The 15,567-nt window shown below is 37.5% G+C and carries 16 protein-coding genes and 1 tRNA gene; 9 read left to right on the top strand and 8 right to left on the bottom strand.

Annotated elements, in window-relative coordinates; translation table 11 throughout:
• The first annotated feature begins 58 nt into the window (after nucleotides 1-58).
• On the top strand, nucleotides 59-1,378 hold the full coding sequence (locus tag FZ949_RS07495; RefSeq protein ID WP_107953526.1) for an MATE family efflux transporter: 1,320 nt from the start codon (nucleotides 59-61) through the stop codon (nucleotides 1,376-1,378).
• Here FZ949_RS07495 and FZ949_RS07490 read toward each other — a convergent pair.
• From FZ949_RS07490 to FZ949_RS07475, 4 genes are read right to left on the bottom strand one after another with little or no spacing between them, the layout of a single operon-like run.
• Entirely contained in the window at nucleotides 1,372-2,178 is an 807-nt protein-coding gene (locus FZ949_RS07490) for a metal ABC transporter permease (RefSeq protein ID WP_087586738.1), read from the bottom strand. The two genes, FZ949_RS07495 and FZ949_RS07490, sit on opposite strands and share 7 nt — an antisense overlap.
• Before the next feature lies 1 nt (nucleotide 2,179).
• Nucleotides 2,180-2,965: a metal ABC transporter ATP-binding protein gene (locus FZ949_RS07485; protein WP_107953524.1), complete on the bottom strand. Its 786-nt coding sequence runs from the start codon at nucleotides 2,963-2,965 to the stop codon at nucleotides 2,180-2,182.
• Entirely contained in the window at nucleotides 2,962-4,467 is a 1,506-nt protein-coding gene (locus tag FZ949_RS07480; RefSeq protein ID WP_103580056.1) for a nickel/cobalt transporter, read from the bottom strand. Before FZ949_RS07480 ends, FZ949_RS07485 begins: the two co-directional genes overlap by 4 nt.
• Nucleotides 4,468-4,469: 2 nt before the next feature.
• On the bottom strand, nucleotides 4,470-5,405 hold the full coding sequence (locus FZ949_RS07475) for a metal ABC transporter solute-binding protein, Zn/Mn family (protein WP_103580057.1): 936 nt from the start codon (nucleotides 5,403-5,405) through the stop codon (nucleotides 4,470-4,472).
• Nucleotides 5,406-5,552: 147 nt separating this feature from the next.
• Here FZ949_RS07475 and FZ949_RS07470 point away from each other — a divergent pair, with 147 nt between their 5' ends.
• Nucleotides 5,553-5,912 (top strand): Fur family transcriptional regulator, encoded by a 360-nt coding sequence (locus FZ949_RS07470; RefSeq protein ID WP_084109795.1) that lies wholly within the window; start codon nucleotides 5,553-5,555, stop codon nucleotides 5,910-5,912.
• Here the strand turns inward: FZ949_RS07470 and FZ949_RS07465 are convergent.
• Nucleotides 5,903-6,295, bottom strand: a complete 393-nt coding sequence (locus tag FZ949_RS07465; protein WP_054195995.1) for an acyl-CoA thioesterase — start codon at nucleotides 6,293-6,295, stop codon at nucleotides 5,903-5,905. The genes FZ949_RS07470 and FZ949_RS07465 overlap by 10 nt on opposite strands.
• A gap of 46 nt (nucleotides 6,296-6,341) precedes the next feature.
• Here FZ949_RS07465 and FZ949_RS07460 point away from each other — a divergent pair, with 46 nt between their 5' ends.
• Entirely contained in the window at nucleotides 6,342-7,067 is a 726-nt protein-coding gene (locus FZ949_RS07460; RefSeq protein WP_107953520.1) for a class I SAM-dependent methyltransferase, read from the top strand.
• Here FZ949_RS07460 and FZ949_RS07455 read toward each other — a convergent pair.
• On the bottom strand, nucleotides 7,064-7,942 hold the full coding sequence (locus FZ949_RS07455) for a DMT family transporter (protein WP_103580059.1): 879 nt from the start codon (nucleotides 7,940-7,942) through the stop codon (nucleotides 7,064-7,066). The genes FZ949_RS07460 and FZ949_RS07455 overlap by 4 nt on opposite strands.
• Entirely contained in the window at nucleotides 7,939-8,688 is a 750-nt protein-coding gene (locus FZ949_RS07450; RefSeq protein WP_103580060.1) for a DUF4197 domain-containing protein, read from the bottom strand. Before FZ949_RS07450 ends, FZ949_RS07455 begins: the two co-directional genes overlap by 4 nt.
• Before the next feature lie 108 nt (nucleotides 8,689-8,796).
• Between FZ949_RS07450 and FZ949_RS07445 the strand changes: the two genes are divergently transcribed.
• A complete protein-coding gene (locus FZ949_RS07445) occupies nucleotides 8,797-9,357 on the top strand; it encodes a manganese efflux pump MntP (RefSeq protein ID WP_103580061.1) in 561 nt (186 codons plus the stop codon).
• A gap of 82 nt (nucleotides 9,358-9,439) precedes the next feature.
• On the opposite strand, the gene FZ949_RS07440 is transcribed toward FZ949_RS07445, so the two are convergent.
• Nucleotides 9,440-9,514 (bottom strand) — tRNA-Glu (locus tag FZ949_RS07440).
• Nucleotides 9,515-9,582: 68 nt separating this feature from the next.
• Here FZ949_RS07440 and FZ949_RS07435 point away from each other — a divergent pair.
• From FZ949_RS07435 to FZ949_RS07415, 5 genes are read left to right on the top strand one after another with little or no spacing between them, the layout of a single operon-like run.
• Nucleotides 9,583-10,053: a hypothetical protein gene (locus tag FZ949_RS07435; RefSeq protein WP_148790310.1), complete on the top strand. Its 471-nt coding sequence runs from the start codon at nucleotides 9,583-9,585 to the stop codon at nucleotides 10,051-10,053.
• On the top strand, nucleotides 10,050-10,901 hold the full coding sequence (gene nfo / locus FZ949_RS07430) for a deoxyribonuclease IV (RefSeq protein ID WP_103580373.1): 852 nt from the start codon (nucleotides 10,050-10,052) through the stop codon (nucleotides 10,899-10,901). Before FZ949_RS07435 ends, nfo begins: the two co-directional genes overlap by 4 nt.
• On the top strand, nucleotides 10,898-12,124 hold the full coding sequence (locus FZ949_RS07425) for an OmpP1/FadL family transporter (protein ID WP_103580372.1): 1,227 nt from the start codon (nucleotides 10,898-10,900) through the stop codon (nucleotides 12,122-12,124). The genes nfo and FZ949_RS07425 overlap by 4 nt, the downstream gene beginning before the upstream one ends.
• A gap of 12 nt (nucleotides 12,125-12,136) precedes the next feature.
• Entirely contained in the window at nucleotides 12,137-13,813 is a 1,677-nt protein-coding gene (locus FZ949_RS07420; protein ID WP_103580371.1) for a fatty acid--CoA ligase, read from the top strand.
• Entirely contained in the window at nucleotides 13,813-15,555 is a 1,743-nt protein-coding gene (locus tag FZ949_RS07415) for an ATP-binding protein (RefSeq protein WP_148790309.1), read from the top strand. The genes FZ949_RS07420 and FZ949_RS07415 overlap by 1 nt, the downstream gene beginning before the upstream one ends.
• Nucleotides 15,556-15,567: the final 12 nt, after the last annotated feature.

Below are 15,567 nucleotides of genomic sequence, written 5' to 3'. Positions count from 1 at the left end.
AAATTTAATTGATTTTATCCTTTACAAATTTTAAAGATAAAAAACGTAAAATCAAACCATGGATTTACTAAAAGACCCGTTAAACAAGCTCATCATCTCGCTCTCACTTCCAGCTGGCACCGCAATGATGTTTAATACTCTTTATAACGTCACCGGCACATTTTTTGCAGCAAAAATTTCTACCCTTGCCGTAGCTGGTATGGCTATGAGCTTTTTGCTTTATCTAAGTATTGTAGGCATTGGGCTTGGTTTTGGCTCAGCACTAACTGCGCTAATAGGCAATAGCCTTGGAGCAGGAAAGATAAAAATGGCTAAATTTTATGCGGCAAATGGAATTATCTTTGTGCTAGCATTTGCTATTTTTATGGGGTTTTGTGGCTATTTTTTAGCACCAAACTTGCTCACTTTTTTAGGGGCTAATCATCACTATTTAAAAGAGGCGCTTGATTACGCGGGTGTTATCTTTCTTGCTGCACCATTTTTCTTGATTATCAAATCTCTAAACGGCGTGCTTGTGGCACTTGGAGATACAAAAAGTTACCGCAATTGGCTATTTTATGGTCTTTTTATCAATGCATTTTTTTGCTACTTTTTTGCATTCATTTTGGATCTTGGCGTAAAAGGACTTGCTCTAGCAACAGCTAGTGTTCAGCTTTTGGGCATGATCTACCTTTTTGCAAAAGTTAAAAAAGCTAAGATGATCGAGCCAAGAAATTTAAGCTATTTTGTGCCAAATTTTAGCATTTGGGCAAAGATTACAAAGCAAGCTCTACCAGCTTGTTTGAACTATCTATCGATGTCGCTTGGCTCACTTGTACTTTTAAAATTTATAAGCTACTATGGTGTAAATGCCGTAGCAGGATATGGTATAGCTTTAAGGATAGAGCAAATTTTGGTATTGCCTACCATTGGTATGGCCGCAGCAGTTTTAAGTATCGTTTCAAGAAACTATGGCGCTAAAAATTTTAAAAGAGCTAAGCAATGCTATAAAATTTCGCTTCTTTTTTTGCTTATCTATTGTGCATTCGCTTGCGTTTTTATTAGATTTTTTGGTGAAGATATGATAAGAATTTTTGATGATACGCCGGCAGTTTTGGAGATAGCAGGGCTTTATCTTGGTATAAATTCTCTTGCTTACGTAGCTTATGGCACGATAAATGTCTCAGGCAGCACTCTTCAGGCCGTAAAACGCCCAGTGGCCATCTTTTTACTAAATGGATTTAGGCAATTTGTGCTTCAAGGATCACTTTTTTACGCTGTAGTTTTTTATTTTGATCTTGAGATAAAATTTATATGGCTGGCTCTATTTTTTAGTGTCTATCTCACAGCCATTTGCTTCGTCTTTTGGACGCTTTATCAGTTAAGAAGGGGCTACTGACGTAAGCTTTTAAATTTAAAACAAAAAGCAAAAAAGCAAAGTGAAGCAACTAAGATTATGCTAGCTCCGCCTGTTAGGTTAAAATAAAAGCTTATAAATAGACCGCTAAAGCAAAAAACGACTGAAAAGACAGTAGAAATTAGCATCATCAGCCCCAGTCTTTTGGCAAAAATTTGTGCTAAATATGGCGGTATAGTAAGAAGAGCGATGACTAGAATCAGCCCAACAACACGAATCGTAGCCACCACACAAAGTGCCATCATGCACACTAATAAATAGTGAAAAAATGTTGTATTTACGCCGCGCAGCTTTGCAAATTCTGCATCAAAACTAATAGCTACAAATTGACGATAAAAAAGGGCAATGAGTGCTAAAAATAAGATATCTAAAATACTCATAAATGTTATATCTTGCCCACTCACTGCTAAGATAGAGCCAAAAAGATAGCTCATAAGATCGGCATTGTATCCCGGAGTTAAATCGATAAAAATGATACCAATAGCCATACCAAATGCCCAAATAGCACCGATAACTGAGTCAATGTTGGTTTTATCTTTTAACGTGATAGTGGCGATTATAAGGGCTAAAAAGAGTGAAAATATGCTAGCGCCAAGAAGTGGTTCAAGCGAGAAGAAAAAGGCAAGTCCGATGCCGCCATACGCTCCGTGCGCGATACCGCCAGCGATAAAAGTCATTTTATTTATAACAACGAGTGAGCCTATGAGTCCACAAATGATACTAACTAAAATGCCAGCAATAAAGGCATTTTGCATAAAATTTAACTCTAAAATTTCACTCATTTTATCTCTTTAGCTTAAAAACATTACTTTTGATTTTGCACTCACATTCGCCAAGTGCGATCTCGACATCGCAAAAATGGCTATGAGATTTTGCTAAATGCTCTATAAATTCTCTTTTTGCAGTATCTTCATGAGTTTTATGAATATGTAAATTTTTACTCACATAGGCGATTTTTGTAGCATAATTTAGCACGATATTTAGATCGTGACTTACCAAAACTACGCCAACACCACTTGCATTTATATTTTTTAAAATTTCATAAATTTCAGCCTGACCCTTTGTATCGATACTGGCTGTTGGCTCGTCTAAAACGAGGACCTTTGCATTTGCACAAAGCGCTCTTGCGATATATACACGCTGTCTTTGGCCACCGCTTAGCTCACCAATTCTAGCACTTGCAAATTCTTTCATGTCAACTTTCTCAAGGGCACCAAGAGCCATTTGTTTCTCATCTCGCGAGTAAAAACCAAAAATTTTTTTATCAATTAGCCCCATTAAAACTACTTCTAAAACCATCATTGGAAAGCTTTGATTTGAGAGAAAATTTTGAGGCACATAACCTATAAATTTACTGACTTCGCTTGGCTCTTTTCCAAAGAGTTTTATCTCGCCACTTTGAGGCTTAAGTAGTCCTAAGATAAGCTTTAAAAGTGTGCTTTTGCCACCACCATTTGGACCGATGATAGCTAAGAACTCATCGCTACTATAATCTAAATTGATACCTTCTAAAACCACTTGCTTATCGTAACTAAAGTTTAAATTTCTAATTTTTATAATTTCTTTCAAAACAGACTCTTTTGCGTAAATGTCGTAGTAAAAATAAAAAGTCCAAGCCAAAGCATAACGCTAAGAGCCATAAATTCGGCATAGATTTTAAACTTTTTTAACTTAATGTTTGTGCTCTCATTTATCTTGGCTCCAAAAACAGCCGCTAAAAATATCACTGCGCTCATGCCAAGTGCCATAAATAGGCCACTTATAACGCCTGCAAAGTAGCTGCCTAGCTCGTTTGCTAGCACAAAGACAAGTATCGTGCCAGGACAAGGAATAAGTGCCGCAGCAGCTGCTACTAGCCATTCTTCTTTGTTTTTTGGTTTTTTTGTAGTACAGATATTACAGCCGCAGTCGCTAGTAAATTTTGTATTTTTACTCAAATTTTGGCTTAAACTTGAGCTAAAAATATAAAATTTATTTAACTCTTTTTTGCTTGAAAGATAAATTTTGACCTTTTTATAAAGCATAAAAATCGCTACAAAAAAGATAATAACTCCAGAAAATGCTGTCGTAACGCTTGCTGTATCTTTTGTCAGATCGCTACTGATCTCACGTAATATCATAAAACTAGCAAGCACAAAAATAAACGCACCCACAACATGTAAAAATCCGATCTTTAAAGAGAAGAAAAAGGCTTTGGTGTAGCTTCCACCAGTTGCGGCAAAATAAGAGCTTGTAAGCACCTTGCCATGCCCCGCAGATGCAGCGTGTAAAAAGCCATAACCAAATGATATGAGCGCTAAAAATAGCAGAGTTAGCGGACTTTTTTGATCAAAATTTCTTAGGATTTGCTTTAATCTATCAAGCATGCTTAGACTTGTTTTTGAAACAAGATCAAACTTAGCCTCATCGATCTTATCGATCTGGCTTAAATTTTCATCTTCAAAATTTACTGAGTTTGGCTCTTTTAGAAGCTCTTTTAATGCAGGTTTTTCGTTATGAGCCTTGGCTGCAGCTTTACTTGAAAATGTAAAAAATATTAAATTTGCATTTGGATTTGGTATCGTCCAAAACTGATCTGATACCAAAAATGCGTTGTTTTGCGTAAATTTAAAATTAAAATATCCCTCTTTATCGTCCATTTCAACAGACACCACAAAGCCATCTTTGATAAGCAAATTTGTCTTAAAACTAACATCAAATTTTAATCTACCCTCATCAAAATAGAGTTTATACTTTTTTAAATTTAGCTCAAGCTTTGTAGCATTTTCATCTTTGTAAAAGTACTCAATATTCGTTAAATAGTGCCTTGGCACAAGATAATCAAGTAAATTTAAGCGGATCTTTTTGATCTCACTTTCATCTATCTTTTCATCCTGATTTAGGTCAAAATTTTGCCTCATAAGCTCTGAGAAATTTTGCGAAAATGTCCATGAAAAAGCAATTGTAGTGATATTGTTTTCGTTTGAGTCAAATTTTACGCTCACGTGAGCGGTCGGGCTATAAAGCGAGCAAAGAGCACACCCGAAGGCATTTATAGCAAATAAGCAAATAACAATCAGGCGTGCTAACATTTTTATAGACTCTTAGCAAAAATTTCTGCTGTTTTTTTCATCTCATCTAGCCAATTCTCTGGGAGCTGATCAATGCTTATGACCTTTGAGCCAGTCTCTTTTGCTACTAAATTCGCAGCCTTTGTTGGAAACTGCGGAGCCACGAAAATAACCTTTACACCGTGCTCTTTAGCCTCTTCGATGAGCTCTTTTAGCTCAGCTGGCTTTGGTTCTTTGCCCTCTATCTCGATGGCAATTTGCTCTAAGTTATAGCGTTTTGCAAAATATCCCCAAGATGGGTGATATACGATAAATTCGCGAGTTTTAACATCTTTTAGAGTATTTTTGATAAAGCTATCAAGCTCGTCAAGACTAGCTTTAAATTTAGCCAAATTCTCCTCATAGAGCTTTGCGTTTTGCGGGAATTTCTCTATTAGCGCCTTAGCAATATTATCAGCTTGGGTTTTTACTAAAACCGGATCAAGCCAAATGTGTGGATCAAGGCCATCATGATGATGGTGATGATGTTCGCCAGCTTCGTGGTCATGGTCATGATGCTCGTGATGCTCATGTTTATGCTCGCCCTCGTGCTTGTGCTCGTGATGCTCGTGATGTTCATGATGTTCATGTTCATCACTCATAGCTATCTTTTCGATGCCTTCTTGTGTTTTTACAATGTGTAAATTTTTAAAAGATTTTGAAAAACGCTCTAGCCAAGTATCTTCAAACTCAATGCCAATAGCAAAGTAAAGCTCGCTCTTTTCAAGCTCCTTCATCTGTTTTGGCTTTGGCTCATAAGTGTGCGGATCAGCACCTTTGCCAACCATTGTATTTACGCTTAGTGTATCACCAGCGATTTGCTCAACAAAAAATTTTGTAGGCAATATACTAGTCGTAACAACTGGCTTTGCAAAAAGTGACAAAGCGCAAACTGCTAAAAAAACAAAAATCTTTCTCACCATCTCTCCTTTGTTTGAAAAAATATTGCGGAAGTTTAGCAGATTGCAACTTGGTTGCAACTTAAAGTACAAAAGCCTAAATATAGTGCTTTTTAAATGAAATTTAAAACTTTTAGCGTTAATATACAAAAAATAAAAAGGGTAAGGATGAATGCAAGAAATTTCTTAGAAGAGCATAGTATCAAAGCAACTACTTTTCGCATAAAGCTCGTTGAAATTTTGCAAAATGCCAAAACTCCATTAAGCTATGATGAAATTTTAGAAAGCCTTAATGCAAATAAAACCACTTTTTATAGAAGTATAGAAATTTTTGAAAAAAAAGGCCTTGTCATAAAAACCGAAAATAATCATAAAAGCTACTATGAACTAGCAAATGAGGCAAAAGCGTACTTTATCTGCGATGTCTGTCATAAAGTCACGAACATTGATATGCCTCATCTAAATGTCGCTAAAAATATAAAAAGCGCCGTGATAAAAGGCGTTTGTGATGAGTGTGATCACGAATAAAGAGCGATTATCTCAGCCGGAATGGCTTTTGGGCGATTTGTTTTTAGATCGATATAGACAAACTCGGTCTTGCCGGTTGCTATTAGCTCGTCATCCTTTTTAAACTCAAAGTATCTACAAGAAGTCGCCTTGCCTTCAGCTTGTGTGTAAGTATGAATTTCTATCTCATCCATCAATTTTACGCTTTTTATATATTTGGCTTCATTTTTTCTAATGAGCCAGATCTCGCCTCTTTTATACTGCGCCTCAACCGTGTCGCCAACCGCTGCAGAGTGTGCAAATGCAGCCTCTTGCATAAGAGTAAAATAATAGACATTATTCATGTGTCCGTGCATATCAATGGCTTGTGGTGGGATTATTGCTTTGTAGATAAAATCTTTCATTTCTGACCTTTTTTGCTAGAATTATAACCAAAAATAAGGAGCTAAAATGCAAAATTTATGGGATAAAAAGGCGTCAAATTATCAAAGGTTTGATGGCAAAGTAAGTGCTATTCAGCAACAAATTTTTGCTAAAGCCTTAGCTTGGGGAGTTGATTTTAGTGGCAAAGATATCCTTGATATCGGCTGTGGTACGGGCGTTTGGAGCATATTTTTATCAAAAACGGCTAAACATATAACAGGCATTGATAGCTCAGAAAAGATGATAGAAATTTTAAACGAGGACGCAAAGAGATTTGGCGTAACAAATTTAACCAGCGAAGTTTGCTCGTGGAGAGAATTTAAGCCCCTTAAACACTTTGATATCGCCATTTGCACGATGAGCCCGGCCATTGCGAGCGATGAAGATTTTGCTAAATTTCAAAACTGCGCCAAGCAAAAGCTCTATCTTGGCTGGGACAAACCTAGAAGCTCTGATCTACTTGAGCCATTTTTTGAAAAATTTGGCCGCGTGCTCTCTCAAAAAAACGTAGTAGATAGGCTTGAAGCGTGGCTAAATGAGCAAGGCATCGCTTATAAGAGTGAAATTTTAAACGAAACTAGGATCGCTAGACGAAGTGTGCAAGAAGCAGCTGAAAATATCTGCTGGCACCTTGAGATAAACGGAGCTAAAAACTACGATGAAAAGGCGGTTTTAGAGATGTTAAAAGAGAGATTTGATGGCGAGTTTATAGATGAGAAAATTGACTCACAGATGAAGCTTTTTGTCTTTTAGAGCTTAAATTTAGAGCAAATTTGCTTGCCAAATTCGCTAAAAATGACGCCAAAGATGATGAGCATGGCTCCAAAAATTTGCCAGATGCTAAGTATCTCGCCTGCAAAAAAGTAGCCTATTAGCCCAGCAGAGACTGGCTCTAGGCAGAAAAACAAGGCCGCCTTGCTAGCGGTCGTGTATCTTTGAGCGATCGTTTGCACAAAGTAGCAAAATATGGTGCCAATCACCGTCGTGATAAATATCGCTATGAAAAATTCCCTATCAAATTTTGGCACAACGCTACCTTCAAAAAACGCAAAGACAAACGAGAGCAAAGAGACGGTGAGAAAGACCACAAAGACAAGCAAATAAAGCTCGCTCTTTCTTACAAAGTGGCCATTTAGTGTAGTATAAAGTGCGTAAAATATCGCGCAGACAAGCGCTAGTGCCTCGCCGCTCCCAAGTGAGAGCGTGGCGCCACTTAAGAGCCAAAGCCCAAAAATAGCGACGATAGCGCCTAAAATTGCAAAAATACTTATCTTATTTTTAAAAAAGATAGCCGCCATAAAAGGGACTATCACGCACTCAAGCCCCGTGATAAAGGCGACACTCGAGCTAAAAGTGAGCTTTAGGGCGTAAGTTTGCGTGGCAAATGATAAAAAGAGCACCGAGCCAAGGATAACACCGCAGATGACGCTCTTTTTGTCAAATTTCTTAGTAAATTTAAGCGCGACAAAGCCCATAAAGATAGCCGAGAGAAAAAATCGGCAAAAGAGCATGACAAAGACGCCATTTGTCTTTAGCGCGTTTGCCATGGGTAAAAACGTAGCGCCCCAAACGATAGCAACTACGATAAGAGCGATGTCGGCTTTGTTTTGAGCGCTTAAATTTTTCATTTAAAGATCGAGTCAAGCACCTTTTTGCCGCTATCTAGGCTAAAGCCGCTTCTTAGCCCCTTTTCTTTCTCGCTCATCACATTAAATAGCCCATCTAGCGTCTTTCTCGTGATATATGCGTTTAGGTCTTCGCCATCATCTGGCACATATTCGCTTGCGCCTAAATTTTTAGCTAGGCTTTTGACTGATTTTATCGTTTCGTTGTTTTTAGCTGAGCCACCGATGAAAGAATTTAGCCCATTATAGGCAGTCGCAAAGCTATTATCACTCATCATTTTCTCAATTATCGGCGTAAATGCCGCCTTTAGCTTTTGGCTGGAGCTTTGCTGCAAATACTTCGTAACGCTATCGCTGCCGCCATTAAAGAGCTTTTTGACATCAGCCTCGCTCATATTTTTTATGCTCTCGCTAAAAATTTCAGCAGCCTTTGGCACAGCCGTGGTCGCAGCATTGTTTATCGACTTGCTAAGGTCCTGCGCCCACTTCTCGCCGCCCACTTTTTTGGCTAAATTTGACGCCATCTCAAGGCTTTTTGGAAGTGGGATTTTAGCTGTGGCGTTGTTTATAAAGCCCTCTTTTGAAAGCTCGCTCACAGCGGCATTTAGTGCCTCGCTAACTAAGCTTTTATAGTCGCCACTTGATGCGTGAGTGGCGATTTTCACGCCTTTGTTTATCATATCATCCATGCTTGCTGCTTGTAAATTTAAAGCAAGCGCGCCACAAAGAATAACAAGAGATCTTTTCATCTTCTCTCCTTTTTTAAGTTTAAAGCAAAATCATACAAAAAATATCTAAACGCTTAAAATAAATTTAATATTTTTGCATTAAAATTCACCCTTTTTTGAGGGGAATTTATGCAGCTTTTACTTCTTAGCTTCGCTCTTAGTATGGATAGTGCAGCACTAAATATGGCAAATGGTGCAAGGTATAAAAATTTAGCTCTTAATAAAATTTTATTTATTGCTTTTATGCTTGGTTTTTTTCAGTTTCTTATGCCACTTCTTGGCTATCTTTTAGGTATTAGTTTTGCAAAATTTATAAGCTCGGTTGATCATTTCATCGCATTTTTTATACTCTGTTTTCTTGGTTTTAGAATGTTTAAAGAGGCCTGTAGCAAAGAGGAGTGTGAGTATCTTAAGATAGGATTTAAGACCATTTTGTATGGGGCATTTGCCACTAGTGTGGATGCTCTTGCCGTTGGCGTCACACTTAGCTTTGAAGAGATAAATATCTTTCAAAGCTCGCTCATCATCGGTGTAGTCTGCTTTGCATTAAGTTTGATTGCTTTTTATATAGGTAAATTTATGGGTGAAATTTTAGAGAAAAAGGCGCTCTTTCTGGGAGGAGCGATATTAATTTTTCTAGGTTTTAAAATTTTAATAACGCATTTAATTGAAAGCGGCACAGTCCAGTAAAATTTAAAATAACAATTAAAAATAATATTTAAGATTAACTATATTTTAAAGCTTATATGGATAAGATTTTGATTTTTAGAAGTGGTGACCCATACGAGACTCGAACTCGTGTTACCGCCGTGAAAGGGCGATGTCCTAACCGCTAGACGAATGGGCCACATGTCGGTTATGAAGTTGGGATTATATTTCTTTTATACTTAATTTTAGATTAATAAGGAAAATTTTTTGAAAAATTTTTTATTTACTTTGTTGTCTGTTTTTATTTTTACAGGTTGCGTGGCTACTAAAACGCCGCAAAATTCACAAGCTTTTCAAGTTACTTTATTTTCTCCGATGATCAAGATAAATGATGTTGGATTTTTTCATAAATATAAAAATGAGCTAAATTTGCAAATTTATAGCTCTGGCGTAAACACCGCAAACATAAACATAAGAGATAAAATTTGCATAAATAATGCTTGCTTTAACAAGACTGAGTTTAATGAGAAATTTTTTCTAGCTTCGCACTATGAGAGCCTTTTTGAGGAAATTTTGCAAAAAGAAAAGATTTACGACGGCAAAGGCTTGATAAATACGGAGTGTGGTTTTAGTCAAGATCTAAGTTCATATTTTATAAAATACGAGGTTTGCGACAACTACGTCAAATTTGTAGATAGCAAAAACAAAATAAGAGTGATAATAAAAGAGTTAAAATGAGATACATCGGAGCTCACGTAAGTGCTGCTGGAGGCGTGTTTAACGCTCCGTTAAATGCTGCAAAAATAGGAGCAAATGCTTTTGCGCTTTTTACAAAAAATCAACGCCAGTGGAATGCAAAAGAGCTAAGTGCTAGTGAAATAGAGCAGTTTAAAGAAAACCTAAAAATTTCTGGCATAAGCACAAAGCATGTTTTGCCACACAGTAGTTACTTGATAAATTTAGGCCATCCAGATGAGGAGGCAAGAGCAAAGTCGCTTGAAGCCTTTGTAGATGAGATAGATCGCGCCAGTAAGCTTGGGCTAGAGCTTTTAAATTTTCATCCAGGCTCACATCTAAAACAAATAAGCGAAAAAGAGTGCTTAGATAATATTGCAAACTGCATGAACGTGGCACTTAAGCGCACAAGTAGCGTAAAGCTAGTCATCGAAAATACAGCCGCACAAGGCTCAAATTTAGGCTTTAGTTTTAAGCAGATCGCTTATTTGATAGAGCGAGTAGACGATGAGAGCAGAGTTGGTGTTTGCTTTGATACCTGTCACGCATTTGCTGCTGGATATGATCTAAGAAGCAAAGAGGCCTACGCCAAGACGATGGGGGAATTTGATGCGATCATCGGCTATAAATTTTTATCTGGCATGCATTTAAATGATGCAAAATTTGGGCTTGGCTCGAAAAAAGATAGACATGAGAGTCTTGGCAAGGGTGAGCTTGGATTTAGTGCTTTTAAAAATATAATAAATGATGATAAAATAGGCGAAATTCCTTTAATATTAGAGACGATTGACGAGAGTATTTGGGAAGACGAGATAAAAATTTTAAGAAATTTCGAAAAGGAAAAACTATGAAAAAAGTGCTATTAAGCATTATTGCAACATCTACTTTGCTAAATGCTGGAGGTTATAAAGTTCCTGAGCAAAGTGCTGATTCTTTAGGTCTTGCTGCTAGTAACGTAGCCTTTAGTTTTGGGGCTGATGCGGCATATTTTAACCCTGCAAATATGATGTTTTTAGATGGACGCCATCACATAGAAAGTACCCTTGGCTGGTTTCATATAAATAAGCTTGAGTTTAAAAGTGATAGTGGCAAAAGCTACAGGTCAGAAAAATTTGACTCGCTAGCTGGTACATTTAGTTTTGTAACGCCAGAAATTTATGAAAACTGGAAATTCGGTTTAGCTCTTGCCGTTCCTGCTGCTGTTGGTGTATCATGGGAGAATCCAGCTACTGCATTTACCGCTAAAAGGTTTAAGCTGCAAGTTGTTGAGTTAAATCCAACCGTGGCTTACCGCATAAACGATAAGCTTGCCGTTGCTCTTGGCGCTAGAGGTGTTTACACCAAAGGTAAGATAGCAAGTGACTTTGGACAGATAGGCTACAGAGAGATAAAAGGCGATGGTATGGGCTATGGCTATAATGTTGCGCTTACTTATAGACCTATTGAGGATTTAAGCTTTGCCGTTACTTACCGCTCAAATGTAAATTTAGAACTTAAAGGCCATACAGATGCTGATTTTTATAACCTACCTATAAGCTACCATGGCAAAACAAAAGTCGAGATCCCACTTCCTGCTCAGCTTGTGCTTGCAACTGGATATAAATTTAGCGACTTTACTCTTTTGCTAGCTTTTGAGAGGACGTATTGGTCTAAATTTAAAGGCTATGACTTTGAATACATGGATAAAGGCCCAGCTCACTCGCATCCAGCTTTTGCAAGATTCATGGACGATCCAGTCATAAAAAATGCAAAAGATACAAATACATATAGACTAGGTCTTGCCTACGACGTAAATGAAAAATTTAGACTAATGGCTGGCTTTGCCTATGATGAAGACATTACAAGTAGCAAGCATACTGGCTTAGAGCTTCCAAATACTACATCTAAAGTGTATTCTTTTGGAGTAAATTATAAATTTACACCAAATCTTGAAATGGCACTTGGATATGTTTATCAACACCGTGATAAGAAGCGTGCGACAGGTATTACCAACAGTATTGCTACAAAAATGTCAGGGGAATTTGATACTGGTACGATCCAAATCCTTGGTACGACTTTTAAATATACATTTTAGTTAGGGTCAATAATGCGATACTCTTATAATAATTTTTATGAAATTTTAACCAAAGTAGCAAAGGAAAATCCAAATCAAGTAGTTCTTTTTGAAGAAAAAGAGAAGCTAAAATATCGCGAATTAAAGCAAAATGTCGATAAAGTGGCGGCTTATTTGCAGCTTGCTGGAGTAAAATTTGGTGATAAAGTAGCTATGGCGGTTACAAACTCGAAAGAATTTATTATTTCATACCTTGCGATAACCGCAATAGGCGGTATCGCAGTGCCTATGAATACTTTTTTAAAAGCAAACGAGTTTGAATATATCATAAATGATTGCGGCGCAAAGGTGCTTTTTGCGTCTAGCTCGCTTGCAAAAGAGTTAATCGCATTAAATGAGCTTGAAATTTTAAGAAAGATAATCTGGATCGGAGCAATACCAAAGAAACTTCAAAGTGCCTCAAAAGATGAATATATAGACACTGATGAAGAGTATGGCGAGAGCGCGTATCTCACTTCAACACCTCAAATTTCAAAAGAGGATATGAGTAAAGGCTATGAAAATAATGGGCTCGTTAAAAACATAAATTTTACAGAAACTCTAAATCATAAATATGCTCTTAGTATCACAAAGTATCCGGCAATAGATGATTTAATGCATATAATTTACACTTCAGGCACTACTGGCAAGCCAAAAGGTGCGATGATAAGCTATAAAAATATCTTTTCAAATTTAATTGGAGCTCATGATCGTTTCATAGTGAAAAAAAGCGATCGTTTCATAGTCTTTTTGCCGATGTTTCATAGTTTTACGCTAACTGCAATGGTGTTGCTTCCGATATTTGCGAGCGCTTCGATGGTTCTTGTAAAATCAGTATTTCCATTTTCAAATGTGTTAAAGCAAACTTTGCTAAAGCGTGTAACTGTATTCTTAGGAATTCCAGCCATCTATACAGCTATCGGTAAGGCAAAAATTCCTTGGTATTTTAGATGGTTTAACCGCATTAGATTATTTGTAAGTGGTGCGGCTCCGCTTGCAAAGCAGACGATAGATGACTTTAGAGTGAAATTTCCACGTGCAACACTTGTCGAGGGATATGGCCTTAGTGAATGCTCACCAGTCGTAGCTGCAAATTTATATGATAAACAAAAGCTTTTAAGTGTAGGACCTGTGCTTGATGGTTATGAGGTAAAGATCGTAAATGATGAGATGATGGAGCTTCCAGTTGGCCAGATCGGCGAGATCATCATAAAGGGTGATTGCGTCATGCAAGGCTACTATGGTATGCCAAGCATCACTGATGAGACCATAATAAACGGCTGGTTAAAGACCGGAGATCTTGGCAAAGTCGATGAAGAGGGCTTTATCTATATCGTTGATCGTAAAAAAGACCTTATCATATCAAAGGGCATTAACATCTATCCACGCGAGATCGAAGAGGTTATTTATAAACTTGAAGCAGTCGAAGCAACAGCGGTCATTGGTGTAAAAGACGTACATGCTGATGAAGAGGTTGTCGCTTTCATACAAGTAAAAGAGGGCATGGATCTTGATGAAAAGACGGTAAGAGAGCACTTGAAGAAAAATTTAGCGAATTTCAAGATACCAAAGAGTATCTATTTTGCCGAAGAGTTGCCTAGAAATGCCACTGGCAAGGTGTTAAAACGTGTATTAAAAGAGCAAATAGAGCAGATGAAGGATAAATTTTAGTGAAATACTTGCTTGATTTTTTAAACCAGGACCTCAAAAAAAGCAAAATTTACGAGCTGATAAAGTGCGGCGACGAAGAGGGAGAAATTTTAAAATATCTAAGTAAAGCTTATGTGCAAGGAACAGCTAATATGAGTGTTTTTGAGCTACTTGGAGCAGTCTTTGGCACACAAAATGATAAGCAGCTTTTGTATCTAAAATTTATAAAAAATTTGCTTGATAGCGGTTGGATTGTACAAAATTATAGTCTTTTTAAAATACCTGAGAGCACACAAAGGGCTTCAGCGCAAGGGCTTCTTTCGTTGCTTCATTCTGAAATTTCTCTATCAGCCACATTTTTAAAAATTCTTGAAGATGGCAACGCTGATATAAATTTACCAGGGCTTACGCCATATGAGGATCATTTGGAGTATTTAAAAGATCAGTTTTTAAAGGTGGAGCTTTACTCAAAGGCTGCTATTTTTGGCGATGGCTCAAGTGATGCAAAAAAGCGAATAAATGAACAAATTTCTGAGCTTACAAAGCGTATAAATGAGCGTGTAAAACTAAGCAAGATCAGTCTAAAGATAGAGCAAATTTTTAAAGAAAATTCGCTTGACGAAAAAGAGCAGATCATATTTTTAGCCCTTTTAAAAGAGGAGTACGCGGGCGACTTTGAAAACGGCCGTGACTTAAACACACTAGTTGGACTAATAAGCAAAGACGAGCTTGAACGCATCAAAAATCGCACTCTTTTAGAGGATGGCTCAAGGCTCATCGAGGGCGCACTAATCGACTACGACGAGGTTTTAAACGCTTATGGCAACGTAAGCAAGAGCTTTTTTATAAACGAAGAAATTTTGCAAAGCATAATGCATCCAAAAAATGACAAAAACAGCAAGAAAATCAAGATCGAAAGCCTAGTAAAAGAGCAAGAAATTTTTGAGCTAATAGAGCCAGTAACGAGCCTAGAAGATGTCGTGCTAAACGAAAAAACAAAGCAGCTTTTAAGTACAATACTAAAGCAAGTCGATAAAAAAGTGCTCGCTAGACTTAGCAGCTGGGGCATAAAAACTAGAAAAAACATAGACGCTAAGATCATATTTTACGGCGAGCCTGGCACTGGTAAGACGATGAGCGCCGTCGGGCTTGCAAAGAGCCTAAAGAAGCAAATTTTAAGCTTTGACTGCTCAAAAATTTTAAGCAAATATGTCGGCGAGAGCGAGCAAAATGTAAGGAAAATTTTTGACACTTACAAAGAAATTTGCAAAAAAAGTGGCAGTGAGCCAGTGCTCTTACTAAATGAAGCCGATCAGTTTTTAAGCACGAGAGTGGAGAGCTCTAGTGGGGCTGAAAAGATGCATAATCAAATGCAAAATATCTTTTTAGAGCAGATCGAGCGCTTTGAGGGCGTGCTGATCGCTACGACAAATTTTTTGCAAAGTCTTGATGTCGCATTTTCTAGAAGGTTTGATTATAAGATCGAGTTTAAAAAGCCTGATTTTAACGGCAGGCTTGCCATTTGGCGTAAAATTTTGCCTGAAAATGCGAGCTTTGAAGATGGCTTTAGCGTAGAAAGGCTGGCTGAGTTTAACCTAAGTGGCGCACAGATCGTCCTTGCGCTAAAAAATACTGCACTAAAAGTCGCTATAAAAGATGATGGGATCTTTACCTTTGAGGACTTTAAAACGACGATAGAGCGTGAGCTAAACTCAAGTTTTGGCGAGGATAAAAAGATGGGATTTGGAAGCTATGATAATTGATAGGTTGATTAA

This window comes from Campylobacter concisus (assembly GCF_902460545.1).
Classification (GTDB): domain Bacteria; phylum Campylobacterota; class Campylobacteria; order Campylobacterales; family Campylobacteraceae; genus Campylobacter_A; species Campylobacter_A concisus_AE.
The sequence above is the reverse complement of the archived record's forward strand: the minus strand, read 5'-3'. Positions and strand labels throughout refer to the sequence as shown.

Coding starts and splice junctions, on each gene's coding strand:
- nfo (WP_103580373.1), top strand. CDS start 10,050: ATGAGATACATCGGAGCTCACGTAAGTGCTGCTGGAGGCGTGTTTAAC.
- FZ949_RS07495 (WP_107953526.1), top strand. CDS start 59: ATGGATTTACTAAAAGACCCGTTAAACAAGCTCATCATCTCGCTCTCA.
- FZ949_RS07425 (WP_103580372.1), top strand. CDS start 10,898: ATGAAAAAAGTGCTATTAAGCATTATTGCAACATCTACTTTGCTAAAT.
- FZ949_RS07480 (WP_103580056.1), bottom strand. CDS start 4,467: ATGTTAGCACGCCTGATTGTTATTTGCTTATTTGCTATAAATGCCTTC.
- FZ949_RS07455 (WP_103580059.1), bottom strand. CDS start 7,942: ATGAAAAATTTAAGCGCTCAAAACAAAGCCGACATCGCTCTTATCGTA.
- FZ949_RS07450 (WP_103580060.1), bottom strand. CDS start 8,688: ATGAAAAGATCTCTTGTTATTCTTTGTGGCGCGCTTGCTTTAAATTTA.
- FZ949_RS07420 (WP_103580371.1), top strand. CDS start 12,137: ATGCGATACTCTTATAATAATTTTTATGAAATTTTAACCAAAGTAGCA.
- FZ949_RS07490 (WP_087586738.1), bottom strand. CDS start 2,178: ATGAGTGAAATTTTAGAGTTAAATTTTATGCAAAATGCCTTTATTGCT.
- FZ949_RS07465 (WP_054195995.1), bottom strand. CDS start 6,295: ATGAAAGATTTTATCTACAAAGCAATAATCCCACCACAAGCCATTGAT.
- FZ949_RS07470 (WP_084109795.1), top strand. CDS start 5,553: ATGAATGCAAGAAATTTCTTAGAAGAGCATAGTATCAAAGCAACTACT.
- FZ949_RS07460 (WP_107953520.1), top strand. CDS start 6,342: ATGCAAAATTTATGGGATAAAAAGGCGTCAAATTATCAAAGGTTTGAT.
- FZ949_RS07445 (WP_103580061.1), top strand. CDS start 8,797: ATGCAGCTTTTACTTCTTAGCTTCGCTCTTAGTATGGATAGTGCAGCA.